Source organism: Ruegeria lacuscaerulensis (genome assembly GCF_013034745.1).
GTDB classification, from domain to species: domain Bacteria; phylum Pseudomonadota; class Alphaproteobacteria; order Rhodobacterales; family Rhodobacteraceae; genus Ruegeria; species Ruegeria lacuscaerulensis_B.
This window is the reverse complement of sequence record NZ_WQGP01000006.1, coordinates 181,993-208,275: the sequence shown is the minus strand read 5'-3', so window position 1 is coordinate 208,275 and position 26,283 is coordinate 181,993. Positions and strand designations below refer to the sequence as shown.

Genomic DNA, 26,283 nt, shown 5'->3' with positions numbered 1-26,283 from the left:
CTGAATGGGGTAAACTCGGGAACAGAACGTAGGGGCGCGACTTGGCAAGGTCAAGATATGTGGGCGCGTGTCAGTGCATCCGTCACAATATCGTGTGGCAACCACATAAGCTGCGCGGTACGCGTCCACAGGATCGCGGTTTTGATATTCCGACCGGGATAGATCTGCGCCAGCGCGTGCGCATAAGCTCCCATCTGCCGCAACAACCCATCAGGGCAGGTTTCGGGGCTGTTTGGTGCGCTCATATTTGTTTTGAAATCAATGATCTGCACCTCGGTATCCGAGATGATCAACCGGTCGATGACCCCATGCAAACGCCGCCCGTTCAGCGTGGCCGTCACCGGAACTTCGGCCAGCGTGTCCGGCGCAAAGACTGGGCGCAGATGATCTGCGGTCAGGGCGGTTTTGGCCTCGGCCAACAGCTCGGACCTGTCTGCGTCGGACATATCCGGTAGAATGCGCGCGCAAAGCTGTGGCCAGTTTTCCGGCGGAGTCGACGGCAAATGCTCCAGCAGCAGATGCAGGCGCGTGCCGCGTAGCTTTGCGGCCTCTTCATCTTGCCCCGCATCTCCGAACAACGCCTTTGGCCCACCCAAATCTGATGGGCTGAGAATGTCCGGTTCAACCTCAGGCGCGTCCGGGTTCGAGCGGAACATATCGGGCAAGATCTGCTCTGCTGCACGGGTGTCTTTGTGTTCGGTTTCTGGCAATCCGTCCCAGTCCCCATGCGCCAATCGCAGGATCTCCGTGCCTTCGATGGCAACAGCCCCTGCCCGTTCCATGGCAGCCTGCACCATTTGATACCAGCTGGTTCCATCCGTTCCGACATCTCCCGCTGCGGCCACGATCAACCACTTCTCCGCCCGTGTTAGAGCCACATAGAGTAGGCGCAACCGTTCATTCTCTTCCCGTTCCCGAGCCTGCGCCCGCGCGCGGGCAATCAGGCTGGGTGAGGCATCGGCTGGTAATTTCCAGGCAGGAACACCGTCGCCCACCATAATCTCGGCATCGCGCGGGGCCTGTCGTTTGCCCGTATCTGGCAGGATCACGATGGGCGCCTCCAGCCCTTTCGAGCCATGCACCGTCATGACGCGGATCATATTGCCGACGCCGCTCATCTGTCGTTTGATTTCCAGATCGTCGGTCTGCATCCAGACAAGGAATCCGGTCAGGCTCGGAGTATCCGTGCGCTCATAGGCCAGCGCCTGCGACAGCAGCGCATTGATGCCATCCTCGGCCTCGGCCCCCAGACGACCCAGCAATTTGCGCCGCCCGTCATGGCGCGTCAGGATGCGTTCGATCAGGTCATAGGGGCGCAGAAAGTCGATCTGGCGGCGCAAATCGTTGAGAACCTCAAGCGTTTCAGGAAAGTCATCCGCGCGATGGCGCAAAGCCGCCCATAGAAATTCTTCCTGCCGCCGATGGGCCAGATCAAAGAGCTGTTGCTCGCTCCACCCGAATAGCGGAGATTTCAGCACGGTCGCCAGCGAAAGGCTGTCCTCGGGCGTGGCCAGAAAGCTCAGCAAGGCGGCAAGGTCTTTCACAGCCAGCTCTGCGCCGACCTTCAGCCGGTCCGCCCCTGCGATGGGCAGGTGCAGGGATTTGCAGGCGCGGATGATCTCGGCAAACAGGTCGGATCGGCGTTGTACGAGGATCAGGAAATCGCCCGGCTGCACCCTGCGGCGCACGAAGGTGCCGGGGATGTCGCCATCCTCGGGGATGGTTTCGCCCGAGTCGATCATGGTTTTGATAGACTGCGCAACCTGCTCGGCCAGGATCACCGTGTGATGGCGCGCGCCAGGTCGGTCGACCGGGTCGGTCCAGTCGGCATCCTCATCCGCTTCGACCTTTTCCACCACGGGCCACAGATCTACGCGCCCCGGTAAATCGGCCTTAAACGCCCGGTGCTGGCTGTCTTTGTGAAACCCGGCCTCGGCCCGGTTTTCGAACAGGATATCGACCAGAGACAAGATCGCACTGGAGGACCGGAAGGAATATTCCAACGTCGAATCCCACAGTTTAGAGCCTGATTCTTTAAGCCGCCGCCCAAACTCTCGCTGCATGCGATCGAACGCGGCAGGGTCCGCGCCCTGAAAGGAATAGATCGACTGTTTCTTGTCGCCGACCACAAAGATCGTGCGCTCGACCCCGGACCGGGCACCTTCCCCGCTGGTGAATTCCTGCGCCAGTTTCTCGACCACATCCCATTGGTCGGGGCTGGTGTCCTGTGCCTCGTCCACCAGAATATGGTCGATGCCGCCGTCCAGCCGATACAGCACCCATTCGGCCACCGCTGGGTCGTTCAGTACTTGCCGCGCACGCAGGATCAGATCGTCGAAATCCAGCCAGCCGCGCAACTGTTTGCGACGCTCATATTCCGGCAGGAAGGCGGAGGCAAACCGGTGCAACACATGGGTCTTGCGCGCGGCGACCAGCGCCAACCTCAGTTCGCGCGCGTCCTCGATGCGCAGCATCAGGGCCTCAAGCTGTGGCATTTGGTCGGCCAATGCGCCTTCGCGCAGGGCCTTGGTCGGAAAGCTGTTGATCTTGGCCGAAAATGGCTCCTTGGCGGACTTCCCCGTCAGGAAAACGCCTTCGAGGATTGGCAGGCTGTCCAATCGCGGCTCGGTAAAGGCGGCCAGTTTTGCGGCAGCCTTGGCGTTGTTGCCGCCGCTCTCGGACAGTGCCGGCAGGATCGAGCGGATCAGATCGACCTCACCTCCCAGAAAGACCTTGCGCAACAATGCGTCTTCGTCAAACCCGTCGGGCAGGTCAAATTTGCCCAGAATGTCGCCCCAGCCCAGCGCGTTTGCGAAAAGGTTCCGTTTCTGGGTCACGGCGGCTGTCAGAGCGTCAAATCCAGAGTCGGTTACAAACCGGGCCACATCCTCGATCAGTCCGGCCTGCGGTCCCGTGGCGAAATCTTCGACGATTTCCTCACGAAGTAAGGCGGCGGCGCGGTCTTCCATCTCAGAGAACTGCGGGCTGACCCCGGCCTCAAGCGGAAATCGGCGCAGCAACGCCGCGCAGAACGAATGGATCGTCTGGATCTTCAACCCACCGGGCGTTTCGATGGCGCGGGCAAACAAAGTACGCGCCTGCGCCAGGCGATCCGGGTCGATCATTCCCGCCACGCCCAGATCGGTCAGCTGCCTGCGCAACGGGTCGTCACCCAGCATCGCCCATTCGCCAAGGCGCTTGAACAGGCGGTTCTGCATCTCGCTGGCGGCAGCTTTGGTGTAGGTCAGGCACAAGATGTGCTGCGGCTGCACGCCGTCCAACAAAAGCCTCGCCACCCGGTCGGTCAGAACCCGCGTCTTGCCCGAACCCGCATTCGCGGCCAACCAGGTCGAGGCATCAGGCCGCGCTGCCTGCACCTGCCGTTCGGTGGCGTCGTTGCGGGCGCTCATGACAGATCCTCGGGCTTGGTCTCGGCGGTTCGGTCCCACTCGCCAAAACGGGCAAGGTGATCGTAGTCCCCGATATCCGTATCCTTGTGCAACATTCGCCGTGACGAGAACCCCTGATCAGGCTCTAAATAGGCAGAAATCAACTCTTTTAGTTCAGCCAACACCTTGTCAGTCGGTTCCTTGGCCAAGGGCGCCGGCACCTCTTTGTAGCTTCCGCCCATGCCGATAAACACCGCTTCGGCCACGGGCAGAGGGTCAAACCCTTCGATCCCGCCCTGCTCGGCCATGGCGGCTTCGATCAACAATTGCTTGTCGAACTTGGCTTGCTGACTTTCGGTGGGAGGTGTCCCGGTTTTATAGTCGATCAACCGCACGGCACCGCGCGTGTTCAGGTCGATCCGGTCGGCCCGACCAACGATCGTGACATCCATCGGGGCGAGGACCAGTTTCATCGCCGCTTCGAACGCCACCGGCCCGCCATCGCCCCTGCGCGCGGTTTCAGCAGTCAGAAAATCGTCGGCAATACGCTCCAAACGCGCCAGCCACAATTTGCGTGTGGTTGGCCAGGCGACATGCTGGTCCAAGAGCATCTCGGCACGTTTCAGAAAGTTCTCACGGTTCAGCAGGGCTGTGTCCAAAACGCTGTCTTTCACGAAATGTTCGAGGATTTCATGAATCACGATCCCGCGCAGCAAGGCATCCGGTGCTTGCACCAATGGGTCCAGAGGTTTCAGCCGCAGTACATGTTTCGCATAAATAGCGTAAGGATCGCGGATCAGGCGTTTGATCTCGGTGACGCTCAAGCGACGGGGCCGCGACGCGACGGGCGGGCGCGGTGAGGGGCGCGCTGCCGCTTTGATCTCAGGTGCATGCTCCAGCTGTTCCGACCAACGCAACCATTGGCCGCCCCGGTCGCGCATCTTGGTAAGCGCCGAGCGTCCGCCCTGATCCGGCAAGCCCTGCAGCAGATTGGTCAACCGGTTCAACCAGCGCGACGGCACAGTTTCGGCGTCGTCCGAGCGGGTGGCGCGGGTCAACCAGACCTCGGGCGCGCCGATGGCCTGCTGGAAATCGTGTGCCGACAGCCCGATCCGCCGTTCCGGCAGCAACAAACCGACCTTGTCACGCATCTGCCGGTTCAACCAAGGGTCCGGGGCTGGGGCCTCGGGCCAGCTGCCCTCGTTCAAACCGCCCAGGATCAGAAGATCAGCCCCCTGAACCCGCGCCTCAAGCGTCCCCCAGATCATGATCCGGGGATGCGGCGCGTCACGGTCGCGAACCTCTTCCCCTGCCAGCAGCGCACCCAACAGATCGGCGAAATCATGCGCCGTCATCTGGCCGCCATGGCCGGACTCATCCTCAAGCGCAGTCAGAACGGCCAGTGCTTTTTGACCTGCGTTCTTGTCCCAAAGCGGACCGCTTTCGCCGGAGCTGCCGGTCGAGATCGCCTCGGCCAGACGACGCAAACGAGTGACCCATTCGGACAACGGCAATTCGCCCGAGATCTGTTGATCGCAGAAATGCTGGATCAACCATTGGACCCAACCCTCAGACACTTCTTTGCGGATCGCAAAGGCGGTCAGGCTGGGCCCGTCTGGAAAAGGAGGACCATGGCGACGCAAATCCAATTCCAGATCGCGGGTGTGCAGCAGATGCGATCCGCGCTCGTCGCCACCGTGGCATAGAGGATGTTTGAGCAGCGTCAAAAGCGCCTCACCATCCAGCCGCCGGGCAAACAGGCCCGCGACATGGCGCAGGAACCGGCCGGGCGGGGACAGTTGCAAAGGCAGACCCGCACTGTCGTCGGGTGTGATGTTCCAACGATCCAGAGCAGCGCTGACCTGTCGGGTCAACATCCGGTCGGGCGTGATCAGCGCCGCAGTTTGGCCCGTTTCTGCCGCCTGTCTCAGCCGAAGAGCGATGGCCAAGGCTTCGCTCCGCGGAGATTGCGCCTCAACCAGGGTCAGGTCTGCGGTGGCCTCGGTCAAATCCGTCAGTTGCGGACCCTCGGTCATCCACGCATCCGTTATTGGCGCTGGGCGCAATGCCAGTGACACCAGCCGATTGCGCGGGGCTGAGGGTGGGGCATCCCGCGTCCAGCGTTCAATCTGATCGGGCCGCAGATCCAACATCGTCATCAGTTTGCGGAACCGGTATTGCGGGTGATCTTCCGAGGTCAGCGCCTCATCCAGCCGGGTCCAGACGGCGTCGGGTTGGTCAAAATCGTATCCGGGCAGAATCAACGCGCCTTGTGGCAGGCGGGCGATTGCCTCCATCAGCATCAGTGTCGTCCCACGTGACCCGGTTGACCCCGCCAGAATGACCGGATGTTGCGGCGGTTCCACTTGCCAGCGCGAGATCAGGTTTTCGACAACGCGACGTTGGCGCGCCTGTGCGTCCAGCGCATTATCGCCAGTGTCCACGAACCTGTCGGCAATCCCGATAAACGCCTGCGCGCGGGCCCAATGGCCAGACATGTCGCTGACATCCAACTGCCGGATCGCCTCGGGGGAAACGCCTTCGCCCTGCATCTCGTCAATCAAGGCGGCCAGGCTGTCGGACAGATCAAAAAGCGAGGACCGCGCCGCCAGATCGGGCTGTTGTTCCAGCAGCTTTGAGACCAGCTGAGTCAGTTCCAACCGTCGTCTCAGTGCTGGAATCGCGGGTGGAATCTGCGCAAGATCAACGCTTTCGCCCAGATCCGTGACCAGCGAAAGTCGCGGGAGCAAACACGCAGGCCCCTGATCGAACAGATCGCGGACCCGACGCGCCATCCGCCGCGTGTTGACGACAAGTTGTACGCGAGCCAGCGCCTCGGGCGGTTGGCCGGTGCTGCGTGCGTGCAATCCCGCCACCAGCGCCTTGGGAAAATCCGAACCCGGTGGAACGGCAAAAACGCGCGGAGCCGTGGAGGGGTCAAACATCGGCAATCAACCCTTCGGCCAGCGCGATACCCTCTGGATGGCCTACATCGCACCATCGACCAGGATAGGTCAGTGAAAACAGATGGTTGTCGCTGTGCATCCGGTCCCACAGCAGGTTCAGGGAAAAGGATGTCTGAGGGATATCCATCAGACCTTCAGTTTTCAAAATCTGCGCCCCGCCATAGATCAATCCGGGCCCGCGCGAGATGCGCCCATCCGCATCTGCGGTGAAATCTCCAGTGCCGGTGTAGCCCAAGGTTTGTGCCACAGGTACGCACATCAACAGCGCGTCCATTCGATCTGGGTCCCATGCCTTACGCAAAAGTGTTAACGGATTTGGGCCGGACCAGATTGCATCGGGATTCAGAGTGAACACCGGCTCCGGCCCTAGCATCGGCAGAGCGGCGCGCAATCCGCCCCCTGTTTCAAGGATGTCGTCTGTTTCGTAAGTCAGCGTCACACCTTTCGGTGCCAAATGCGCCTCAAGCTGCTCGGGCAGATAGTGCAGGTTGGCGACGATCCGCTGAGGGTTGATCGCATCAACCAGCTCTAGTGCATGGTCGATCAGCGGCCGACCCGAAACTTCGATCAGCGGTTTGGGTCTATCTTTGGTCAGCGCGCCCATACGGGTCCCGAACCCGGCGGCGAATACCATCACAGCGTCGGGTGATTGCGTCATTTCTGTCGTAGCCTGTTCAGGTTTTCTTCGGTGGGCGCGGGCAGGGCGCTGCGCAGCAGATCAGCCACGCCGACCAGCGCGGGATGCTCTAAATCGCGCATTAAATGCGCCCATGTGGCCGGGATCAGGTCCACGTATTGGGGCTTGCCGTACTCCGTGGCCAGCCGGGCAAAACCACCCAGAATACGTAGGTTTCTTTGCGCCCCCAGCACCGTATAAGCGGTGCGGAAGTCATGATCGTTCACTCCGGTCTGCGAGATATAGTGATCAATCATACGCATCTCGGTTCCCAAGGATACGTCGCGACGAATGTCTTGCAACAAGGACACAAGATCATAAGCCGGATGCCCCAGCATCGCGGTTTGGAAATCCAGCAGGCCCACGCGTTTTACCCCGTTTCGATCGGGCAGCCAAATCAGATTCTCGGCGTGGTAATCGCGCTGGACCACGACCTTTGGTCCCGATGTTTCCTGGTGCAGGATGTCGGCAAAGCGATGCTCAAACCGACTACGCGCGTCTTGATCATGCGCGCCAAGAATGGCTTGCGCGTATTTGGTGAAGGACAGCGCCGACAACTCGGCCATCAGCGAGGGACCGTAAGACGGCAGGGACAGTGTTGGTGCCGCGTGCAGTGTGATCAGAACGTCCGTAGCAGCCTGATAGAGCTCCCGTTCCATCTCAGGGCGGGTTTCTAGGACGCGCGCGAATAGGTCATCGCCCAAATCTTCCAACAGAAGGAACCCGAACTCGGTGTCCTCAGCGTAGATCTCGGGCGCGCTTAGCCCGGTCGCGCGCAGGTGGTGCGCCATCCGCACAAACGCTTCGACCGGTTCGGCTTGACCGGGGGGGGAATCCATCAGCACGGCCGTTGCCCCTGTTTCGGGATTGGTAAGCCGCTCGTACCTGCGGTTCGAGGCATCCCCGGCCAAGGGCGCGCGCAGGGCATTCGCCCAAGGTGTCTGCGCGATCAGCGCTTCGGCTAGAATGGCGCGGTTTGTCATGTGATCGCCTCCGGCAATTCAGCCCAGCGCGGGTCCGACCAACTGATCGTCAGATGGCGTTTTTCTAGTGTATCAGGGTCTGTTTCAAACTTTAGCGTCAGAGCTGAGGCCGGTTTCAACGGCCCCAGTTTGTTTGGCCATTCGATCAGGCTGATCGCGGTTTCGAATGCGTCGGTCAGACCCAGTTCCTCGACCTCTTCCAGTGCGCTTAGCCGGTAGAGGTCGCAGTGCCAAATCTCGCCCAAGGAGGTGTCATAGACCTGCACAAGCGTGAAGGTGGGCGAGGGGACATCTTCGGGGTGGGTCATCACGGATTGGATCAGACTGCGCGCGAAATGTGTCTTGCCGCTGCCGATCTCGCCGTCCAGCAACAGAACGTCGCCGGGGCGCAGCACGCGGCCCAGTAAAACCGCCAATCGGGCGGTTTCCTCGGGCGAATTCAGGGTGATTACATGGGGCGCGCTTGTCATGGCGCCACAATGGCCTTGCGCCCGGTTGGCTGCAACCCGGTTCAGGCGCTGATCTGGTGAATATCCTGACTTATCATCGCGTCCGCATCCGGTGAAAACCGCACGATCGTCGCGCCGTTCTGCATCGGGCACAAGGTGCAGATCAGGCGCGTGCCATTGCGCAATCGCAGGTCCGCAGACCACTCGGATCGGTTTTCGCGCATGGCTACGAAATCTCGGATGTCGCCAAGGACCGGCGTTGCCAGGCATTGATCCTGCCAGCCCCGTGTCACATCAAGGATCGAGTCCGGCTCGAACCCGCTGTCGTCGGTTTCACCCCACAATTCCTGATAGGCGTAATTGGTGAAAGCTAGGGTTCCATCCGCACCAAACACAGCGATTGCATCCGCCAGCTTGTCCAGAATGGATTGCATCAGGTCCATCTCGGACCGGAAGCGGCGGGTCAGGGTGATCTCGGCCGTGATGTCCTCGAACAGAAAGGCGACGGCACCGTCAGGGTGCGGGCGGCCGCTGACCGAATAGACTGAGCCCGAGGGCAGGGACCATGTTTCCTGATAATTCCCGTCCTCGGCCGCTTCGAGAAGATCGTTCATCTGGCTGCGCCAACCGCGATAATTCTTTGGTTCGGGCATCATGTGCTGATCGCGCAGCCGGTCGAAAAAGCTGGACAGGCTGGGGCGACAACTGAGGAAATCGGGCGGCAGGGTGGTCAGGTCGATCAGGGCGGGGTTGAACAGGGCCAACTGACGGTTTCGGTCGAAGATGGCCAGTCCGATGGACAGCTGCGCGAAGGTCTTGGTCATCGTCTGCACAAATTTGCGCTGGGCGGTTTCGGCGTCGACGATGGCATTGATATCGACTGCATAACACAAATGCCCCTCGGGGTGATCGGACAGCGTCAGATCGAACCAGAGCTTGCTGTCGCTGCCCTCGGTCGAGATCGAAACGCGCGACTTTCCTGACGGTTTTGCGTCGTCTTCAAGGCCCGGAAAGAGCGGTGCGGTCAGGTCCGTATCCTGCCCGCGCACTTTGCGCACCAATGCAATATAGGCCGCGTTACACCAGCGCACATTGGATTGGTGATCCAGCAACCAGACTGGGTAGGGCGCACGTTCCATGGCCAATCGGATTGGATCGTTGGTTTCGCGATGAACAGTCGAGGGACACCCACCGCTGTCACGCAACTGAACCCGTACAATCCCGTCGATCCATTCACACAGGACATCGCGTTCTACCGTGCAATCAATCGCGGGGATCACCATGTTGCCTTCCTGCCGGATACGTTCGGGCGTTTCGGGGAACGAAGGGAAATCCCGCTGCAACAGACGGCGCAGGTCCGGCCAGTCGCGCAGGTCGTCGAACCCTTCAAGCGCGATGTCCGAATGGCTGATCAAACGATCCCCATCAAACAAAAACACCGCGTCGAACAGCGACGAGGGCGAGGACAGGCCGAAATTGTCGCCTCTTTGCCTGCGACGTGGCAGCAGCCACTGCACCGCAAGGCTGGCAGAAACCAGACCGATAACAGCCAGAATGATCCAGTCCACCATGAGTTCCTCGCAGGGTTGCTCGTGGCGTCGGATAATGGGTTGCAATGGTTAACAGGGTCTTAACTCAGACCTCAATGCGCTGATTGGCACCCGATGGCACAGGGGTGTCGCCGGTCTGGGCATCCAGCAATTTGCGGGGCCATGTGACCCTGACGATTGCCCCCCGGTGATCGGGGTTATCGGAATAGGTCTGATAGGGGTCCGAGCCATTGGCAAAGTCCAGCTCGGCCCCGGTCCGTTCCAGCAGCGTTTTGGCGATGAACAGACCCAGCCCCATACCCTCATATTCCGGGCGCGCGCGCTGGTCCGTCTCGGCGCGGCGGCGGCGCATGAACGGATCACCGATGCGGCCGATCATCTGCGAAGGATACCCGCGCCCGTCATCCATGATGTGGACGGTAATCTGATCGGCGGTCCACTCGGCCTCGACCCAGACATTGGCGCGGGCGAAATCCACCGCGTTCTGGATCAGGTTACGCAGCCCGTGGATGATCTCGGGCTTACGCAGGATCGAGGGTTGCTGAACATCGCCGTCATCGGCAGGCCCTTCAAGGAAATGAACACTTTTGCCTCGGTTGATATGAGGCTCGGCGGCTTCATGCACCACGGTGGATAGTGGGGCTTGCCGCAAATGCAGGTCGTCCTTGCCTGCCCGACCCATGTCACGCAGGATATCGCGGCACCGGTTGGCCTGTTCGCGGATCAGGGCGGCGTCTTCCTTCAGGTCGGGGCGGTCGTCCAGTTCCTCATAGAGTTCAGAGCTGGTCAGCTTGATCGTGGCCAGCGGCGTCCCCAACTCATGCGCGGCGGCGGCGACCACGCCGCCCAGATCAGTCAGCTTCTGTTCCCGCGCCAGCGCCATGTGCGTGGCGGACAACGCGTCAGACATGGATTGCACCTCAGAGCTGACCCGATGGGAATAGGCCCCCAAAAAGACGATGGCGATCACTATGGCAGCCCAGTTGCCGAACAGCAGGATGTCGGGGATATCCAGATCCATGCCCACATCCGTGCGTAGCGGCACATGAAACTCGGCCAGCAGGGTGGTCAGCGCGATGGCCACACCGCCAATGATCAGGGTCGAACGCGTGCTCATCACACTGGCCGAGATCGTGACCGGCCCCACCAACAACAAGGCAAACGGATTGTTCAGCCCGCCCGTCAGATACAAAAGGATGGTCAGTTGCAGCAGGTCGAACAGCACCATCAGGAAGTTTTCGAACTCGGACAGGCGCTTGTTGCGAGGAAAAACAAGGATCGCCGTCAGGTTTCCCATGACCGAAACACCGATCGCCAGATAACACAGCATCACGTCCAGCTGCACACCATAAGTCTGTTGCGCGACAGTGATGGCGGTGATCTGGCCGATGATGGCCACCCAGCGCAACAGGATCAGTGTGCGCAGCCTGATCCAGCTGCTGCGTTCCTGTCCACGCCAGAATGTGATGTTGGAATTGGCCATGGGTCCATTTTGTCCTGTTGCATCGGCTGACCATCTTGATAGGTGTCCGGGCCGAAACGATCAACAACCCCTCTGATCTTTAGGATTGATGCCATGGTCCGCCTTTACGCCATTCTCGCCGCTATTGTTCTAGTCATAGGTCTGGGGGCTATGTGGTTGCTGACGCGCGGAGCCGGTTCGGACGACAAGTTCGCGCAATGCCGGTCCAGCCAGATCGCAGGCGGCACCGCCGCCATTGGTGGACCGTTCGAGCTGATCAACGGCGAAGGTCAAACCGTCACCGATACCGACGTGATCACCGAACCCACGCTGGTCTATTTCGGCTACACCTTCTGCCCCGATGTCTGCCCCTTCGATATGTCCCGCAATGCCGAGGCCGTGGATATTTTGGAAACCCGCGGCCAGTCGGTGACGCCGCTGTTCATCTCGATCGATCCGGACCGCGACACGCCCGAAGTTGTGGCTGACTATGCCTTCAACCTGGGTGGAAAGACCATCGCTCTGACCGGTTCGGCCGAACAGGTCAAGGCTGCGAGCCAAGCTTACAAGACCTATTACAAGGCCCATGACAAAAGCGACGAATACTATCTGGTCGATCATTCCACCTTTACTTATCTGGTCACCCCTCAGGACGGGTTTATCGAGTTTTTCAACCGGAATGACACAGCCCAGCAGATGGCGGATAAGGTCGGGTGCTTCCTGGACAAGATCTAGGACTTAATGGCCTGTTTGACCTTTGCCTTGGCGCTGCTATTACTCAGTACCAAGCCAACGGCGTGAAATAGCGGAAAGAATAGAATATGGCGGACAGCTCTGACCTGGATATCGGCCCGGATAAATCCCTGCTTCTGGTGGATGATGACGAGCCCTTTCTGAGACGTCTGGCCAAGGCCATGGAAAAGCGCGGTTTCGAGGTTGAGACCGCAGGCTCGGTCGCCGCAGGACGGGCCATTTCCACCGCCCGCCCACCTGCCTACGCGGTTGTGGATTTGCGGCTTGAGGATGGCAACGGGCTGGACGTGGTCGAAGTGCTGCGTGAAAAGCGCCCCGACAGCCGGGTCGTGGTTCTGACCGGCTATGGCGCTATTGCTACTGCCGTGGCCGCCGTAAAGATTGGCGCGACCGACTACCTGTCGAAACCCGCCGATGCCACCGACATCACCAATGCGCTGCTGACCAAAGATGACGAGCTGCCGCCGCCCCCGGAAAACCCTATGAGCGCCGACCGCGTACGTTGGGAGCATATCCAGAGGGTCTATGAACTGTGTGACCGGAACGTCTCGGAAACCGCGAGGCGGCTGAACATGCACCGCCGGACGTTGCAGCGAATTTTGGCGAAGCGCAGCCCGCGGTGAAGCGGATTTTTTGAATGTCATTCAGCTTTAAGTGTAAAACTTGCGGCGAGAGACATGAAGGTCTTCCGAGTTTCGGGCCCGAGGCTCCACTAAGCTACGCGGTTTTGGATGAAGAAGACCAAAAATCACGCGCCGAGCTTGGCACTGATGATTGCATCATTGATGATCAATACTATTTTGTTCGGGGTAGGTTGCAGCTCCCTATCATAGGACAAACTGAACCCTTTGTATGGTTGGTCTGGTGTTCATTAAGCCTAGACAGTTATGCGCAATGGCGAGAAATGTTTGGTGAAAAAAAGCGAGCGCATGTTGGCCCATTTTTTGGTTGGTTGAATGTTCAGCTCCCCTTTTATGAGGACACTTTGAATCTTGCTACTTCTGTTCAATTGGTTGACGCTGGATCCCGACCGCTCGTCATAGTTCACGAAGCAGACAACCAGCTATACTTCGATCAGCGTGACGGGCTGTCCCAGGCAAAGGTGGAAATGATGGTCCACGACCTTTTGCATCCAGAACTGTAATTTTCAGAAACCTCATTTCACAGCTTCGTGACTTGCACCTCTGCGCCCTGAGACCAAGTGTTCGCTTCTGGAAAACACTTAACAAGACAGGAACTTCATAGATGATCGGCTATGTGACCATCGGCGTCTCGGATATGGAACGCGCGAAGAAATTCTATACGGAACTGCTTTCGGATCGCGGCGCAAAGGTGGTCAACGATGTAGGGCGCATCGCGTTTATCGGAACCAAACCCGGAGAGGCGATGTTGGCCGTCTGCGAGCCCTATGACGGAAATGAATGCTCTGTTGGCAATGGCGTCATGATCTCGTTTGCCGCCGAATCCGAGGATGAGATCAAAACGCTCTATAGTAAAGCCCTCAGCCTTGGTGCAACCGATGAAGGCGCGCCGGGTGTCCGTGTGCCGGGTCGGTTCACTGGCGCTTATGTGCGAGACCACGACGGCAACAAAATCTGCTTTTATATGTTTGCTTAAAGCTGTGCCAAGAGGGCGGCGTGTCTGTCCGTGTAAGCACGCCGTACCTCGATCGGGGGGCGCAGAACGATGTTCAGCCCCTCCATCGCGGTTTTGTCGGGGTGTCCAAAAAACTTCGTCGCCTCGGCCTCGGAGAAGCCTGCGATCTGCGTGGCCTCCATCCAGGCGCTGATCTTGTCGGCCTTTTTTATCTGACGCTTCACCGTTTTCGGCATGGCGGCGGGCAGGCCGAACCGAATGTGGATCGCCGCGGCCAACCGGTCATCCAGCGCGCCATAGTCGGGACCGACGGCGGATTTGACTGGAGAAATCATATCTCCAATCACGTATTCGGGGGCGTCATGTAACAAAGCAGCCAACCGCCATTTGACCGGAGCCTTCGGGGCGATGCGGCCATAGAGTTCTTCGACCAGCAGCGAATGTTCGGCCACGGAATAAGCAAAATCCCCCGCCGTCTGACCGTTCCAGCGCGCCACAAAGGCCAGTCCATGGGCGATATCTTCGATCTCGATATCCACCGGGGTCGGATCCAGCAGATCCAGCCTGCGGCCAGACAGCATCCTCTGCCATGCGCGGGGTTGTGTTGCCATTATACCATGCCTTGTCCGAACAGCCGCGATTGCGCCGCAATTTTGTGGTATGGTTTACCTGTCAAGATCACCAGCTGCCAACTTTTTCTTGAGCATTCGTGCTTTGAACAAGTGCGCGGTGATACCGACATGAAGTACCGAGGGGGGCGCATGCTTCTCCCGGTGTGCCCCTCTCGATTGAAACCAGAATCGAAAGGAGCTTGTTATGTTCAAGCGTTTGTTTGGAATTGCACTGGCCTTTGGCATGGCCGCCACTGCCCCTCCGGCGTTTGCCCAGCAGCAAAGTTGTGCGCAGCGTGACCACGTGATCGCCAAGCTACAAGACAGCTATTCGGAACAGCTGGCGTTTGGCGGATTGCAGAAATCACGCGGCGGGCAATCGGTGATGGAGGTTTGGACCTCACGGGAAACGGGAAGCTATACCGTTTTGGTGACCCATGCGAACGGCCTGAGTTGTATCGTCGCCGTTGGCACCGATTTTTTCGAAGCGATCCCCAAGATCAAGGTAGAAGGCACGCCTAGCTAAGTTTGGCGCATAAAATCCCGTTTCCGGCCATCTGCGTTGCCACGTCCCCAAAGGGATGCTAGGGGCAACCCGGACCAAGATTTACCGGAATGGAGTACCTGATGGCCGGGGACTATATCGTCAAAGACATTTCATTGGCCGGGTTCGGCCGCAAAGAGCTGGATATTGCCGAAACCGAGATGCCGGGGCTGATGTCCCTGCGTGCGGAATATGGCGAAAGCAAGCCGCTAAGCGGTGCGCGGATCGTCGGCTCTCTGCACATGACCATCCAAACCGCTGTTCTGATCGAAACGCTGGTGGCGCTGGGCGCGGATGTGCGCTGGGCGTCGTGCAACATCTTCTCGACCCAAGACCATGCTGCCGCTGCGATTGCCGAGGCCGGTATCCCCGTCTTCGCCATCAAAGGCCAGACGCTGGAAGAACATTGGGATTATCTGGACAAGTCCTTCCTGTTCGACGAAGGCCCGAACATGATCCTGGACGATGGCGGCGACGCGACGCTGTACATCCTGCTGGGCGCGCGTGCCGAAGCGGGCGAAGACATCATCCCCGTTCCGGGTTCGGAAGAGGAAGAGGTGATCAAGAAGCAGATCGCCAAGCGCATGGCCGCAAGTCCGGGCTGGTTCACCAAGATGCGCGATCAGATCCAGGGTGTGTCTGAGGAAACCACCACCGGCGTGAACCGCCTGTATCAACTGGTCAAAGACGGCCACCTGCCGTTCCCGGCAATCAACGTCAATGACTCGGTCACCAAATCGAAGTTTGACAACAAATATGGCTGTAAGGAATCGCTGGTTGACGGTATCCGCCGCGCTACCGACACCATGATGGCCGGCAAGGTTGCCGTCGTCTGCGGCTATGGCGACGTAGGCAAAGGGTCGGCCGCCTCACTGCGCGGTGCCGGTGCCCGGGTGAAAGTCACTGAGGTTGATCCGATCTGCGCGCTACAGGCTGCGATGGACGGGTTCGAGGTGACACTGCTGGAAGACGAAGTTTCCAGCGCGGATATCTTCATCACCACCACCGGCAACAAGGATGTGATCCGCATCGAGCATATGCGCGAGATGAAGGATATGGCCATCGTCGGCAACATTGGCCACTTCGACAACGAAATTCAGGTGGCCAGCCTGAAGAACCACAAGTGGACCAACATCAAAGAACAGGTGGACATGATCGAGATGCCCTCGGGCAATCGTCTGATCCTGCTGTCCGAAGGCCGGTTGCTGAACCTCGGCAACGCCACGGGCCACCCCTCGTTCGTGATGTCGGCGTCCTTCACCAACCAGGTTCTGGCGCAGATCGAGCTGTTTACCAAGGGTGATGAGTACGAAAACAAGGTCTATATCCTGCCAAAGCATCTGGATGAAAAAGTCGCGCGTCTGCATCTGGACCGGATCGGCGTGAAGCTGACCCAGATGGATAGCGAACAGGCGGCCTATATCGGCGTGAAACCCGAAGGCCCATATAAGCCCGAGCACTACCGCTATTGATCGCGGATCGGGTATGACGAAACGCACAGGACGCCGCCGGTTCACGCAACTGGCGGCGTCTTTCTTTTCCATCATCGTATTTCTATTTCTTGTTGGCTCTGCCGGATTCCTTCTGGTGACACACCCGAAGTCACCCTTGCCTGACCATTGGAACCCCCTGCGCGATCTGTCGATTACGGCCCCGGTTACTCTGGTTACGCGGTTTCAGTTGAACCGTGCTCTTGCGGATGGGGCGCAATGCAAGGCGGTACTGTCTGCGGACGAAGTGGCGTTTGCTGAGATGGAGGATTTGGTCGTCGATCAGAATTGCGGGATCAGCGGACGGGGCCTTCTGTCGCGCGTTGTTACCGCAGATGTCCGAGGGGTCGAAACGCGCTGTACCACAGCTCTGCGTCTTGCCATGTGGGAACATCACGTGGTTCAGCCTGCTGCGCGGGACATTTTGGGTACTGAGGCGCGTGCTCTGCGGCACCTGGGCAGCTATAACTGCCGCCGGATGCGGACCGCGCAGGGGCAGGACAGCCGATGGAGCAGTCATGCAACTGCAGATTCCATTGATATCGTGGGGGTCGATCTGGCCGATGGACGCACACTAAACCTGTTGCGCGACTGGCCAACTGAAGGGCCCGAATCCGAATTCCTACGCCAGATCGGGCAGGGCGCTTGTGATTGGTTCCGGGTGGTGCTGAGCCCCAATTTCAACAAGCTGCACGCGGACCACTTCCATTTGCAGGGGCCGGGCTGGGGCTATTGCAGATAATCCGGCCCCGAGAACCGGGGCCGGAGATTGGCTTAGCGTCCGCTGACCGCATCAGCCAGCGATTTGAACCGAACGATCTTGTAGATACCCTTCGAGGCATCCTCGCCATTGTTCAGTACGGGCGAGCGGTGCAGCTCGTTAATCGTGGCATAGACATACCCGTCAGCACCGATCGAAAACCCGTCTGGCCACGGCAATTCACCATCCGACTGGAACAGCACTTCATAGCTGCCATCCGGCTTGGTGACGCCCAGCGCATTGTCGGTCATCGCAGTGATATAGACATTGCCGCCGGTATCCACGGTCGACCCATCCGAAATCGGCTTGTCGCCATAGCGTTCAACCTTGGCCTCTAGATCGGCATCTGACAGGCTTTCATCCAGCAGCGCGGCGGTGGGGATGCGGTACATCGCACTTGCCGTCATTGGGGCGAAATAGACCCACGTGTTGGTCGGATCGACTGTGATCGGGTTGATGCCAATCTTGGCCGGATTGCCGCCCAGCGTGATCTCGCGCCCGTCAATCACCATCGGCGTATCCTCGGGGATCGTGTATTGCGACCCCTCCAGAACGCGCCGCGCGCGTCCGGTCTCCAGATCAACAACGATAATGGCCGAGTTCTGACCGTCACCGGTATCCGAGATATAGATAGCCCCGTGATCGCGGTCTACAGCCAGATCATTCAGGAATGAGGTCGGCCGCGCCACAGGCGCACCGATATAATGGATCGCGTGCAGGGTTTCGGTTTTGGTGTCCCAGCCGACGACGCGCCCGGTCTGGTTTTCTCCCTGACCATCCAGCATCCAAAGGATACCATCTCGATCCGCACGCAGGCCCAAAACGCCGTTCAACCCATCCGCATCGTCGTTGGGTGCGCGGGCCCAGTCTTCGGTCGGGTAAGGCTTGGTGGAGCCATCAGGCATCACCTCAACCACGCGCAATTCAGGGCCGTAGAATTCATGCACCGACATGAACATGCGCCCATCTGGGCCAATGGCCAAATTGCCCGGAGGCATGGCCTTTTCAAACTCAAGATAAGTTTCCAACTCGGCTGCTGCGGCGGGCAGGGCCAGCGCAAGCGCGCATGTGGCTGCGTAAAGTGATTTCATCAGGTCCTCCTCTGGTCGTGATCCAGCAGATACCATTTGAAATTTTCCGCGATAACTGGCTCAATATTGAAACCAGCGTTAGGAAATTTCGAATGTATCATGTTAATGACCTACTGACCTTTGTCTCGGTCGCAAAAACCGGCGGCGTCGGGTCCGCGGCCAAGGCGCAGGGGATCTCGGCGGCGACGGTCAGCCATCGCATCACGAAACTTGAGGAGGTTCTGAACCTCAAACTCTTTCACCGCAACAGCCGCAAAGTACAACTGACTGATGAGGGATTGATCTTTCTGGATCGGGTCGAACCGCTTTTGGCCGATCTGCGCGAGGCCGAACTGGATGCCGGCAGCGGCAGCGGGGCATTGCGTGGGCATCTGCGCGTCACGCTTTCCCCGTGGATTCTGTCGCGCTTTATTATGCCGGTGATGAGCTCGTTTCAGGCCGAAAACCCGGACCTGACGGTCGAGTTTCTGGCCGTTGACCGCTATGTCTCGCTGGTGGATGAGGGGATAGACTGCGCGATCCGGGTGGGGCGGCTGGCTGACAGCACGCTAAAGGCGCGCAAGCTCAGCGACAATGACCGGATCATCTGTGCTGCGCCCTCGTTTTGCGACACGCATGGCATGCCGCGTTCAGTCGAGGACTTGCGCGTGATGCGCTGGGCATGCCTGCCGTGGCAGACGCGGCTGGATATAACGGACGGACATAGCGCCACATTATTCACGATCCCGCGCGGCATTGCCGTGTCAAACTCGGACATGCTGACCGAGGCGGCAGTACAGGGGTTGGGACTGGCCGTTAAGTCTCGGTTGGCCGTGCAACGTGAACTGGAAAACGGCGCTTTGATCGAGGTTCTGCCCGGGTGCCTGCGATCCCCCGATGCGCCGATTTCCTTCGTGCATGCGGGCAGCGCCACCGCCGGGCGCAAGGTGCGGGCGTTCTCGGAATTGGCAAGCCGCGCCTTCCATTAAAGCGCTGCGGGGGGAAACCCGCTAAATTTCCCCTTTGTGGCCTGCATCCGACATATTAACCTATCTGCACGTGTTTCAAGGTTTCACACAACAGCGGCCCTGCCGCCTTACCGGAGAGTTATTCATGGGAAAACGCGACGAGTTGATCGCCAAATATGCCGAAGATCTGAAATCCAAATGCGGTATGGATGCCGATATGGATCTGTTGACCAAGGTCACGATTGGCTGCGGCCCGGCGATTTACGATGCAGATGCCTCGACCGTGGCGGCAACGCAGGACGGTGAGATCGAGACGGTCAAGAACAATTTCCTGATCAAGAAACTGGGCCTGTCGGACGGCCCTGCGCTGGACGAGGCAATTCAGTCGGTGCTGGAGACCTATGGCCAGTCCGAGCGTAACAAATACCGCGCGGTCGTCTACTACATGCTGACCAAGCATTTCGGCAAAGAGTCGGTCTACGGCTGATGACAAACGCGCCCGTCCCTGTGACGGGCGTTTTCAATTTTAGGTACTTGGTGTTTGTATGCGCGGCTGCAAACGGCTAATGTCTGGATGTGACCAGGACGGTCAGAACCAACAGATTTCTATACGCGTGTGGTGAGTCGGGAGCACGCGGGGTAGGGAAGGTTCTGCATCGTCGGAACCTTCCCTTTATTATTCTGCCTGCGACTATTCGGCCGGGGTCTGCCCCAGATCGCAGATCACCTGCCATTCGGCATCTGTGACCGGTTGAACCGACAGGCGCGAGTTCTTGACCAGCACCATCGCGCCCAATCGTTCGTCGGCCTTGATCTGGTCCAGCGTGACCGGCGTTGCAAAGGGCCGAACCGCTTTGATATCCACACATTCCCAGCGTTCGTCATCGGTGGTGCTGTCGGGATGGGCGGCGGCGCAGACCTCGACAATGCCGACGATCGCCTTGTCCTTTTGCGAGTGGTAAAAGAACCCCCGGTCGCCCACTTCCATCTGACGCATGAAATTGCGCGCCTGATAGTTGCGCACGCCGTCCCATTCCTCGCCTGCGTCCCCTTTGGCGACCTGTTGGTCCCAGCTCCAGGTCGAGGGTTCGGACTTGAACAGCCAATATGCCATCAGCCGACGACCTTCTTCCAGGCAATCAGATCGACGGACTGGAACAACCCCGCCTTGGCATAGGGATCATTGTCAGCCCAGCTTTGGGCTGCAGCCATGTCTTCCACCTCAAGGATGATCAGCGAGCCTATCATTGCGTCGCCATCCAACAGGGGTCCAGCCTGTGCAACGACACCGGTTTCTTCGATGTAAGCCAGGTGGTCGGCGCGATTGTCCAGCCGGGTTTGCAATGCGCCGTCCTTGTCACGGGCGATCAGAGCGATGAGCATATTATTCCTCCTTCAGGGGTCTGTTGAGCAGGGTTTCGATGGCTTGCATGACGCTGTAGGTGCCGTGGCTAAGATCTGCCACCGTGGCGCTGATGGGCATGTCCAGACCTTCGGCTTTCGCGATATCCGACATCGCGCGGGCGGTGGCGACACCTTCGACCGTGGTGGTACTGTCAAATGGCTGTTTTCGACCTAAACAAAGGCCAAATCGGTAATTTCTCGACAGTTCAGATGAGCAGGTCAATACCAGATCGCCCAGTCCAGACAGGCCCATCAAGGTCTCGGACCGCGCACCACGCATCAGGGCAAAACGCTGCATTTCAGCGAATCCCCGCGTCATCAGCGCAGCGCGGGCGCTGTCGCCCAAACCGGCTCCGATCGCTGCTCCGCAAGCGATGGCCATGACGTTTTTCAACGCGCCGCCCAGTTCCGCCCCGATCAGATCTGTGGTGCGGTACAGGCGCAGGTTCGCCGTGGTTAGGTCATGCTGTAGCTCATGCGCATCCTCAGCGCAGGCCAGCGTCAGCGCGGTGGGCAATCCGCGTGCGATATCATCGGCAAAGCTCGGGCCGGTCAGCAGGGCAGGGCGCGCGTCGGGAATGGTCTGGCGGATGACCGAGATCGGACCCAGCCCTGTGGACAGTTCAATCCCCTTGCAGCAAGCCACCAGCGTTTTCCCGGTCAGAACCTCGGCGTGATCCTCTAACGCGCCACGCAGTTTCTGCATTGGAACCGAGACCAGCAATATCTGGCTTTCCGCAGCCTGCGTGATGTCAGAGGTTACAGTGATCGCATCTGGCAAAGCCACACCCGGCAGTCGTGCCGCGTTTTCACGCGTAGTGAGCATCGCCCGCGCCAGTTCCGAGTCCCGCGCCCACAGCGTCACCGGCCCGTTCCCCGCCAATGAGATCGCCAGCGCTGTGCCAAACGCGCCCGAACCCAGAACGGACACGCTCATGCCTTGGCCCCTTTCTTGCCGCTGCCCAGCATGGTGGGGCTGGTCTGGTCCAGGGGCCAGCGGGGTCGCGCGGTCAGGTCCAACCCGTCGCGCGCGCCGGTGCGAAACCGCTCGATCCCTGCATAGGCTATCATGGCGGCGTTGTCGGTGCACAGGGCCAGTGGCGGTGCGGTGAAACGCGCGCCTTTCTCAACACAAACAGCCTCTAACGCGAAGCGAATGGCTGAATTTGCTGCGACGCCTCCGGCCACGGCAATCACCGGCTCCGCGGGGTTTTCGTCCAAATACAGATCCATCGCGCGGCGGGTTTTCTCGGCCAGTGTATCCACGATGGCTTGCTGAAATCCGGCGCAAAGGTCGGCGCGGTCCTGACGGGTCAGCCCACCTTTCTCGGCCACGACCTGATCGCGCATCCGCATCAGTGCAGTCTTCAGGCCCGAAAAAGACAGATCACATCCGGGGCGGTCCAACAAAGGCCGCGGAAAGCGGAACCGTTTGGGATCACCTGCGCGGGCCTCGGTTTCTACCGAAGGGCCACCCGGTTGCAGCAGTCCCAACAGGCGGGCGGTTTTGTCGAACGCCTCACCCGGCGCGTCGTCGATCGTGCCGCCCAAACGGGTAAAGCGGTCCGGCCCGTGGGCGATCAGGTATTGGCAATGCCCGCCCGAAACCAGCAGCATTAGGTAAGGAAATGCGATCCCGTCGGTCAGGCGCGGCGTCAGCGCGTGGCCTGCCAGATGGTTCACCCCGATCAAAGGCAACCCGGTTGCCGCACTGATCCCCTTTGCGCACATGACGCCGGACATGACGCCTCCGATCAGGCCCGGCCCAGCGGTGACTGCGACGGCATCCATGTCGGACAGGCCCAGCCCGGCATCCGCCAGTGCCTGCACGACGCAGGTATCCAGTTTCTCGGCATGGGCACGGGCGGCAATCTCGGGCACGACGCCGCCAAAGGCGCTATGCAGCTCGGTTTGGCCATGCACGACAGACGACAAAACCTCGGCCCCGTTTTCGCCATGGCGCACAACGGCGGCGGCTGTGTCGTCACAGCTGCTTTCCAACCCGAGGACAGTAAGTGTTTGCACCATTGGCCTGATCCGTTACACCTTGGTTGCCAAGCGGGGTATCACCCTGCGCGGATGCAAACAATCCCAAGGCCCAAGGCGCCGAACGTTGTATTTGTTGATGACCCGCCCGCGCGCGGCCTCTGAAAGGTTCGTCGCGCAGCTTCCGACCCGCGTCAGGTCTCGGGTGCAGGTCATTTATTCCCCGATTCTGGAAATCAAACCCCTGCCGGTGAGCACGGATATGCGCGGCGTGCAGGGTCTGATCTTTACCTCGGCCAATGCGGTGAACGCGGCGGCCTCAATGGGGGTTGATCGGTCGCTGCCGGCTTTTTGCGTCGGACCGGCGACAACCGGGACGGCCAAGGGCGTCGGATGGGACGCGCAATTGATGGGCCAGACCGCCGAGGAGTTAATCGCAGCCCTTTTGCAAACCCGCCCGCTCAGTCCGCTACTGCACCTGCGCGGCGAGCACAGCCGGGGCAATATTGCCGAGCGGCTGACCGAATCCGGTCTGACCGTGCGCGAACAGCCCGTTTACCAGCAAAACCTGTTACCGCTGACACCGGAGGCGACTGCCGCAGCAAACGGCAAATCCGCTGTTTTGGCTCCGATATTTTCGCCCAGAACGGCGCGACATTTTGCCGACATCTGGCGCGGTTCTGCCCCGCTTTGGGTGGCTGCCATCAGCCAGGCCACCGCCGAACCCCTTTATTCTTTGCCCTATGCGCGGTTGAAGGTCGCGAAAGAGCCGACACCAAAGAAAATGCGTAAGGCCGTTAAAAAACTTGTGAAACATGCGTTGCGGGTTGAGGGCGACGTGGCCACCGACTAACTTAACTGGGTCTGTTGTTCCAAGCATTTCGGATTCGATAAGGGGAATATTGCGGTGGCTGGTAAGAAGAAGTCCGATCAAAAACCGGTGGATGACCCCAAGGTGGAGGAGGCGGTCGATGCTGTTTCCGTATCTGACGAAGCATCGGTTGACGAGATCGCAGCGCTAGACGAGGCCCCTTCCGAAGCCGAAGCCGAAGCCGAAGCCGAAGCCGAAGCCGAAGCCGAAGCCGAAGCCGAAGCCAACCTTGAACGCTTCAAGGAAAAGATGGCTGATCGTAAGGCGGAAAAACAGAGCGGCTTTATGCCCGCTGTGATCGGTGGGGCCGTCGCTGCAGCGATTGGTTTTACGGCGGGAAGCGCGGGTATGTTCGGTAGCGGTGACACAGATGCTGTAGCCACGCTCGAGGCCAAGCTGGCCGATCAGGCCAACCAGATCGAAGCTTTGACCAAATCTCTGGCAGATGCGCCGGATGTATCGGCAAAGATCGACGCGTTGACTGGGCAGATTGCGCCGATCACGGCGGATCTTGATGGGGTGAAATCCAGCCTTGATGGCCTGGCCGGGCAGATCGACCCTTTGACCAAACGGCTGACCGATTTGGAAAGCGGGGCCCTGACCCAAGGCGCTACGCCCGAGGCGACAGCTGCTTTTGAGGCCGAGTTGAAAAAGCTGCAAGACTCGCTGGCTGCGCAACGGGCTGAGGTTGAAAAGATGGTTTCGGACGCGCAGGCGCTTGAAATGAAAGCCTCGGCGGAGGCACTGGCAGCGGCCAATGCCGCGATTTTGTCAAAACTGCACGGTCAGTTGAATGCGGGCCAACCCTATGGCGATTTGTTGTCCGAACTGTCGGCCGGAGGGGTTGATATTCCCGATGCTTTGTCGGCGTCGGCAGATAAAGGCGTGGCGGCAGTTGCAACCCTGAATGAAACCTTTGCACCTGCGGCGCGCGCTGCTTTGGCTGATGCGCGTGACGCGGATAAGGGAACGGGGATTGTCGCTTTCCTCCAACGTCAGACTGGAGCGCGTTCTGTGACGCCGCAGGATGGTGACGATCCCGATGCGATCCTGTCGCGCGCGCAGGCGGCGCTGTCAGGTGGTGACGTCGCGGGGGCGTTGAGCGAAATTCAATCCCTGCCTGATGCGGCCCGTGCCGCGTTGGCCGAATGGGAACAGGCGGCGCAGGCACGGGTTTCTGCCGTGGATGCCGCAGATGCGCTTTCCTCTGGCGCGAACTCGAACTGAAGGACCTGCCATGCTGTGGTCACTGTTAAAAATCCTAGTTTTTGTTGCCATTGTCGGCCTGCTGGCCGTTGGGGCCGGGTTCCTGATGGAAAGCAGCGGTGGTATTCAGATCACCGCTGGCGGCACGGAATACACGTTGGGGCCGTTGCAATCGGTCATTGCTCTGGGTGTGCTGGTCCTTGCGATCTGGCTTTTCTTCAAATTGCTGACCCTGCTGGTCGCCACGCTGAAATTTCTCAACGGTGATGAAACGGCCCTGTCGCGTTATTTCGACCGCAGCCGCGAGCAGCGCGGCTATCAGGCGTTGGCCGATGGGCTTATGGCGCTGGCCTCGGGCGAGGGGCGGATTGCCATGTCCAAAGCCGCCAAGGCGGAAAAACTGCTGAACAAGCCTGAACTAACCAATCTGCTGGTGGCACAGGCGGCCGAGATGAATGGTGACACCAAGAAAGCCTCGGATACCTATAAGAAACTGGTGACGAACAACGCCACCCGGTTTGTGGGCGTGCGTGGTATCTTGAAGCAGAAACTGGCCGAGGGTGATGACGATACCGCCCGGAAGCTGGCCGAAAAGGCGCTGGCAATCAAACCGCGCCACGCCGAAACACAAGACATCCTGTTGGGGCTGCAAACCAAGTCGCAGGATTGGGCAGGCGCGCGTTCGACTCTAACGGCCAAGCTCAAGGCTGGTCATCTGCCGCGTGACGTGTTCAAACGCCGTGATGCAGTGCTGGCTCTGTCCGAAGCCAAGGGCATTCTGGAAGAAGGTGCCACGGTCGAACAGCAAGAACACGCGATCGAGGCCAACCGCTTGTCGCCTGATCTGGTTCCTGCCGCTGCGATGGCCGCGCGGGCCTATATCGAAAAGGGTAAGCCGCGCGCCGCGACCAAGATCCTGAAAAAAGCGTGGGAGGTGCAGCCGCATCCCGATCTGGCCCATGCCTTTGCGGAAATCGCGCCGGATGAAACGCCGGATGCGCGGATCAAGCGGTTCGCCGCCCTGACCCGTATCCACCCGGAAAACCCTGAAACGCGCCTGATCCTGGCCGAGTTGAATATCGTGGCCGAGGATTTCCCCGAAGCTCGCCGTGCGCTGGGCGATGTGGTCGAAAAACAAGCCGATGCCCGTGCCTATACGCTGATGGCGGCGATTGAACGGGGCGAGGGCGCCTCGGACGCGGTGGTGCAGGGATGGCTGGCCAAAGCGTTGAACGCCCCGCGCGGGCCGCAATGGGTCTGCGACAACTGCCATGATATCCAGCCCGAATGGGCGCCGGTCTGTCAGAACTGCCACAGCTTTGACACGCTGAGCTGGCAAACCCCGCAAACGCCCGAGATCGCCTCGGCGACCGGTGTTCACATGCTGCCCCTGATCGTTGGCGCGCTTGAAGACAAGGTCGAGCCGGAGGTTGAAGAGCCGGAAGAAGAAGTTGCGCCCGACGTGATCGAAATGGAGGCCGAACCCGTGCGCCCCGATGTCGAGCCTGCGATCGAAGAGAAGGTCTGAGGACTCGGATCAACGGACACT

At 59.6% G+C, this 26,283-nt stretch carries 25 protein-coding genes; 12 read left to right on the top strand and 13 right to left on the bottom strand.

What is annotated here, in order from left to right; all coding sequences use genetic code 11:
• Window positions 1-50: 50 nt before the first annotated feature.
• The 7 genes from addA to regB all read right to left on the bottom strand — a co-directional run bounded on the left by addA (window position 51) and on the right by regB (window position 11,496).
• Window positions 51-3,410, bottom strand: coding sequence for a double-strand break repair helicase AddA (addA, locus tag GOV79_RS13680; protein WP_170790190.1), 3,360 nt, complete (start codon window positions 3,408-3,410; stop codon window positions 51-53).
• A complete protein-coding gene (gene addB, locus GOV79_RS13675; RefSeq protein WP_170790189.1) occupies window positions 3,407-6,334 on the bottom strand; it encodes a double-strand break repair protein AddB in 2,928 nt (975 codons plus the stop codon). Before addB ends, addA begins: the two co-directional genes overlap by 4 nt.
• Window positions 6,327-7,013 carry a nucleotidyltransferase family protein gene (locus tag GOV79_RS13670; protein ID WP_170790188.1) on the bottom strand — a complete coding sequence of 229 codons (687 nt, stop codon included), beginning with the start codon at window positions 7,011-7,013 and terminating at the stop codon, window positions 6,327-6,329. The genes addB and GOV79_RS13670 overlap by 8 nt, the downstream gene beginning before the upstream one ends.
• Window positions 7,010-8,014 carry an aminoglycoside phosphotransferase family protein gene (locus tag GOV79_RS13665; RefSeq protein ID WP_170790187.1) on the bottom strand — a complete coding sequence of 335 codons (1,005 nt, stop codon included), beginning with the start codon at window positions 8,012-8,014 and terminating at the stop codon, window positions 7,010-7,012. Before GOV79_RS13665 ends, GOV79_RS13670 begins: the two co-directional genes overlap by 4 nt.
• A complete protein-coding gene (gene tsaE, locus GOV79_RS13660) occupies window positions 8,011-8,484 on the bottom strand; it encodes a tRNA (adenosine(37)-N6)-threonylcarbamoyltransferase complex ATPase subunit type 1 TsaE (protein WP_170790186.1) in 474 nt (157 codons plus the stop codon). The genes GOV79_RS13665 and tsaE overlap by 4 nt, the downstream gene beginning before the upstream one ends.
• A gap of 41 nt (window positions 8,485-8,525) precedes the next feature.
• Entirely contained in the window at window positions 8,526-10,034 is a 1,509-nt protein-coding gene (locus tag GOV79_RS13655; RefSeq protein WP_170790185.1) for a PAS-domain containing protein, read from the bottom strand.
• Window positions 10,035-10,098: 64 nt separating this feature from the next.
• Window positions 10,099-11,496 carry a sensor histidine kinase RegB gene (gene regB / locus GOV79_RS13650; protein ID WP_170790184.1) on the bottom strand — a complete coding sequence of 466 codons (1,398 nt, stop codon included), beginning with the start codon at window positions 11,494-11,496 and terminating at the stop codon, window positions 10,099-10,101.
• 93 nt (window positions 11,497-11,589) lie between these two features.
• Here regB and GOV79_RS13645 point away from each other — a divergent pair, with 93 nt between their 5' ends.
• The 4 genes from GOV79_RS13645 to GOV79_RS13630 all read left to right on the top strand — a co-directional run bounded on the left by GOV79_RS13645 (window position 11,590) and on the right by GOV79_RS13630 (window position 13,845).
• Window positions 11,590-12,210, top strand: a complete 621-nt coding sequence (locus GOV79_RS13645; protein ID WP_170790183.1) for an SCO family protein — start codon at window positions 11,590-11,592, stop codon at window positions 12,208-12,210.
• A gap of 86 nt (window positions 12,211-12,296) precedes the next feature.
• Entirely contained in the window at window positions 12,297-12,851 is a 555-nt protein-coding gene (locus GOV79_RS13640; RefSeq protein ID WP_170771283.1) for an ActR/PrrA/RegA family redox response regulator transcription factor, read from the top strand.
• Between the two features lie 14 nt (window positions 12,852-12,865).
• Window positions 12,866-13,372 (top strand): DUF2199 domain-containing protein, encoded by a 507-nt coding sequence (locus GOV79_RS13635; RefSeq protein WP_170790182.1) that lies wholly within the window; start codon window positions 12,866-12,868, stop codon window positions 13,370-13,372.
• A gap of 101 nt (window positions 13,373-13,473) precedes the next feature.
• A complete protein-coding gene (locus GOV79_RS13630) occupies window positions 13,474-13,845 on the top strand; it encodes a VOC family protein (protein ID WP_170790181.1) in 372 nt (123 codons plus the stop codon).
• On the opposite strand, the gene GOV79_RS13625 is transcribed toward GOV79_RS13630, so the two are convergent.
• On the bottom strand, window positions 13,842-14,435 hold the full coding sequence (locus GOV79_RS13625) for an HD domain-containing protein (RefSeq protein ID WP_170771277.1): 594 nt from the start codon (window positions 14,433-14,435) through the stop codon (window positions 13,842-13,844). The two genes, GOV79_RS13630 and GOV79_RS13625, sit on opposite strands and share 4 nt — an antisense overlap.
• 205 nt (window positions 14,436-14,640) lie before the next feature.
• Between GOV79_RS13625 and GOV79_RS13620 the strand changes: the two genes are divergently transcribed.
• From GOV79_RS13620 to GOV79_RS13610, 3 genes are all read left to right on the top strand, one after another.
• Complete coding sequence (locus tag GOV79_RS13620) at window positions 14,641-14,961, top strand: hypothetical protein (RefSeq protein WP_170771275.1); 321 nt, start codon at window positions 14,641-14,643, stop codon at window positions 14,959-14,961.
• Window positions 14,962-15,062: 101 nt separating this feature from the next.
• Window positions 15,063-16,451 carry an adenosylhomocysteinase gene (gene ahcY / locus GOV79_RS13615; RefSeq protein WP_170771582.1) on the top strand — a complete coding sequence of 463 codons (1,389 nt, stop codon included), beginning with the start codon at window positions 15,063-15,065 and terminating at the stop codon, window positions 16,449-16,451.
• 13 nt (window positions 16,452-16,464) lie between these two features.
• Entirely contained in the window at window positions 16,465-17,211 is a 747-nt protein-coding gene (locus GOV79_RS13610; RefSeq protein WP_170790180.1) for an extensin-like domain-containing protein, read from the top strand.
• A 32-nt stretch (window positions 17,212-17,243) separates the two neighbouring features.
• Here GOV79_RS13610 and GOV79_RS13605 read toward each other — a convergent pair whose 3' ends face one another.
• A complete protein-coding gene (locus GOV79_RS13605) occupies window positions 17,244-18,320 on the bottom strand; it encodes an L-dopachrome tautomerase-related protein (RefSeq protein WP_214648131.1) in 1,077 nt (358 codons plus the stop codon).
• Between the two features lie 92 nt (window positions 18,321-18,412).
• On the opposite strand from GOV79_RS13605, the gene GOV79_RS13600 reads away from it, so the two are divergent.
• Together GOV79_RS13600 and GOV79_RS13595 are read left to right on the top strand one after the other, a co-directional pair.
• On the top strand, window positions 18,413-19,288 hold the full coding sequence (locus tag GOV79_RS13600) for a LysR family transcriptional regulator (RefSeq protein ID WP_170790178.1): 876 nt from the start codon (window positions 18,413-18,415) through the stop codon (window positions 19,286-19,288).
• A 124-nt stretch (window positions 19,289-19,412) separates the two neighbouring features.
• Window positions 19,413-19,754: a DUF2853 family protein gene (locus GOV79_RS13595; protein ID WP_170771266.1), complete on the top strand. Its 342-nt coding sequence runs from the start codon at window positions 19,413-19,415 to the stop codon at window positions 19,752-19,754.
• 204 nt (window positions 19,755-19,958) lie between these two features.
• Here GOV79_RS13595 and GOV79_RS13590 read toward each other — a convergent pair whose 3' ends face one another.
• Genes GOV79_RS13590 through tsaD form a run of 4 tightly spaced genes read right to left on the bottom strand, consistent with a single transcriptional unit; the run spans window position 19,959 to window position 22,699 of the window.
• Window positions 19,959-20,381, bottom strand: coding sequence for an EVE domain-containing protein (locus GOV79_RS13590; RefSeq protein WP_170771264.1), 423 nt, complete (start codon window positions 20,379-20,381; stop codon window positions 19,959-19,961).
• Window positions 20,381-20,650 carry a YciI family protein gene (locus GOV79_RS13585; protein WP_170771262.1) on the bottom strand — a complete coding sequence of 90 codons (270 nt, stop codon included), beginning with the start codon at window positions 20,648-20,650 and terminating at the stop codon, window positions 20,381-20,383. Before GOV79_RS13585 ends, GOV79_RS13590 begins: the two co-directional genes overlap by 1 nt.
• A gap of 1 nt (window position 20,651) precedes the next feature.
• The gene (locus GOV79_RS13580; RefSeq protein WP_170790177.1) at window positions 20,652-21,608 is read right to left on the bottom strand and encodes an NAD(P)H-dependent glycerol-3-phosphate dehydrogenase; all 957 of its coding nucleotides are present in this window, start codon (window positions 21,606-21,608) and stop codon (window positions 20,652-20,654) included.
• Window positions 21,605-22,699, bottom strand: coding sequence for a tRNA (adenosine(37)-N6)-threonylcarbamoyltransferase complex transferase subunit TsaD (gene tsaD / locus GOV79_RS13575; RefSeq protein ID WP_170790176.1), 1,095 nt, complete (start codon window positions 22,697-22,699; stop codon window positions 21,605-21,607). Before tsaD ends, GOV79_RS13580 begins: the two co-directional genes overlap by 4 nt.
• Window positions 22,700-22,784: 85 nt before the next feature.
• Here tsaD and GOV79_RS13570 point away from each other — a divergent pair, with 85 nt between their 5' ends.
• The 3 genes from GOV79_RS13570 to GOV79_RS13560 are packed head-to-tail and all read left to right on the top strand — an operon-like array spanning window position 22,785 to window position 26,262.
• The gene (locus GOV79_RS13570) at window positions 22,785-23,510 is read left to right on the top strand and encodes a uroporphyrinogen-III synthase (RefSeq protein WP_237215880.1); all 726 of its coding nucleotides are present in this window, start codon (window positions 22,785-22,787) and stop codon (window positions 23,508-23,510) included.
• A gap of 54 nt (window positions 23,511-23,564) precedes the next feature.
• Window positions 23,565-24,755 carry a COG4223 family protein gene (locus GOV79_RS13565; protein WP_170790175.1) on the top strand — a complete coding sequence of 397 codons (1,191 nt, stop codon included), beginning with the start codon at window positions 23,565-23,567 and terminating at the stop codon, window positions 24,753-24,755.
• A gap of 10 nt (window positions 24,756-24,765) precedes the next feature.
• A complete protein-coding gene (locus GOV79_RS13560) occupies window positions 24,766-26,262 on the top strand; it encodes a heme biosynthesis protein HemY (protein WP_170790174.1) in 1,497 nt (498 codons plus the stop codon).
• The last annotated feature ends 21 nt before the right edge of the window (window positions 26,263-26,283 follow it).

What these genes read in the sequence shown, in the direction of transcription:
- GOV79_RS13605 (WP_214648131.1), bottom strand. Translation starts at nt 18,320, where the DNA reads ATGAAATCACTTTACGCAGCCACATGCGCGCTTGCGCTGGCCCTGCCC.
- GOV79_RS13655 (WP_170790185.1), bottom strand. Translation starts at nt 10,034, where the DNA reads ATGGTGGACTGGATCATTCTGGCTGTTATCGGTCTGGTTTCTGCCAGC.
- ahcY (WP_170771582.1), top strand. Translation starts at nt 15,063, where the DNA reads ATGGCCGGGGACTATATCGTCAAAGACATTTCATTGGCCGGGTTCGGC.
- GOV79_RS13620 (WP_170771275.1), top strand. Translation starts at nt 14,641, where the DNA reads ATGTTCAAGCGTTTGTTTGGAATTGCACTGGCCTTTGGCATGGCCGCC.
- GOV79_RS13635 (WP_170790182.1), top strand. Translation starts at nt 12,866, where the DNA reads ATGTCATTCAGCTTTAAGTGTAAAACTTGCGGCGAGAGACATGAAGGT.
- tsaD (WP_170790176.1), bottom strand. Translation starts at nt 22,699, where the DNA reads ATGGTGCAAACACTTACTGTCCTCGGGTTGGAAAGCAGCTGTGACGAC.
- GOV79_RS13560 (WP_170790174.1), top strand. Translation starts at nt 24,766, where the DNA reads ATGCTGTGGTCACTGTTAAAAATCCTAGTTTTTGTTGCCATTGTCGGC.
- addA (WP_170790190.1), bottom strand. Translation starts at nt 3,410, where the DNA reads ATGAGCGCCCGCAACGACGCCACCGAACGGCAGGTGCAGGCAGCGCGG.
- GOV79_RS13640 (WP_170771283.1), top strand. Translation starts at nt 12,297, where the DNA reads ATGGCGGACAGCTCTGACCTGGATATCGGCCCGGATAAATCCCTGCTT.
- regB (WP_170790184.1), bottom strand. Translation starts at nt 11,496, where the DNA reads ATGGCCAATTCCAACATCACATTCTGGCGTGGACAGGAACGCAGCAGC.
- GOV79_RS13595 (WP_170771266.1), top strand. Translation starts at nt 19,413, where the DNA reads ATGGGAAAACGCGACGAGTTGATCGCCAAATATGCCGAAGATCTGAAA.
- GOV79_RS13670 (WP_170790188.1), bottom strand. Translation starts at nt 7,013, where the DNA reads ATGACGCAATCACCCGACGCTGTGATGGTATTCGCCGCCGGGTTCGGG.
- addB (WP_170790189.1), bottom strand. Translation starts at nt 6,334, where the DNA reads ATGTTTGACCCCTCCACGGCTCCGCGCGTTTTTGCCGTTCCACCGGGT.
- GOV79_RS13665 (WP_170790187.1), bottom strand. Translation starts at nt 8,014, where the DNA reads ATGACAAACCGCGCCATTCTAGCCGAAGCGCTGATCGCGCAGACACCT.
- tsaE (WP_170790186.1), bottom strand. Translation starts at nt 8,484, where the DNA reads ATGACAAGCGCGCCCCATGTAATCACCCTGAATTCGCCCGAGGAAACC.
- GOV79_RS13600 (WP_170790178.1), top strand. Translation starts at nt 18,413, where the DNA reads ATGTATCATGTTAATGACCTACTGACCTTTGTCTCGGTCGCAAAAACC.
- GOV79_RS13610 (WP_170790180.1), top strand. Translation starts at nt 16,465, where the DNA reads ATGACGAAACGCACAGGACGCCGCCGGTTCACGCAACTGGCGGCGTCT.
- GOV79_RS13585 (WP_170771262.1), bottom strand. Translation starts at nt 20,650, where the DNA reads ATGCTCATCGCTCTGATCGCCCGTGACAAGGACGGCGCATTGCAAACC.
- GOV79_RS13580 (WP_170790177.1), bottom strand. Translation starts at nt 21,608, where the DNA reads ATGAGCGTGTCCGTTCTGGGTTCGGGCGCGTTTGGCACAGCGCTGGCG.
- GOV79_RS13625 (WP_170771277.1), bottom strand. Translation starts at nt 14,435, where the DNA reads ATGGCAACACAACCCCGCGCATGGCAGAGGATGCTGTCTGGCCGCAGG.
- GOV79_RS13630 (WP_170790181.1), top strand. Translation starts at nt 13,474, where the DNA reads ATGATCGGCTATGTGACCATCGGCGTCTCGGATATGGAACGCGCGAAG.
- GOV79_RS13645 (WP_170790183.1), top strand. Translation starts at nt 11,590, where the DNA reads ATGGTCCGCCTTTACGCCATTCTCGCCGCTATTGTTCTAGTCATAGGT.
- GOV79_RS13590 (WP_170771264.1), bottom strand. Translation starts at nt 20,381, where the DNA reads ATGGCATATTGGCTGTTCAAGTCCGAACCCTCGACCTGGAGCTGGGAC.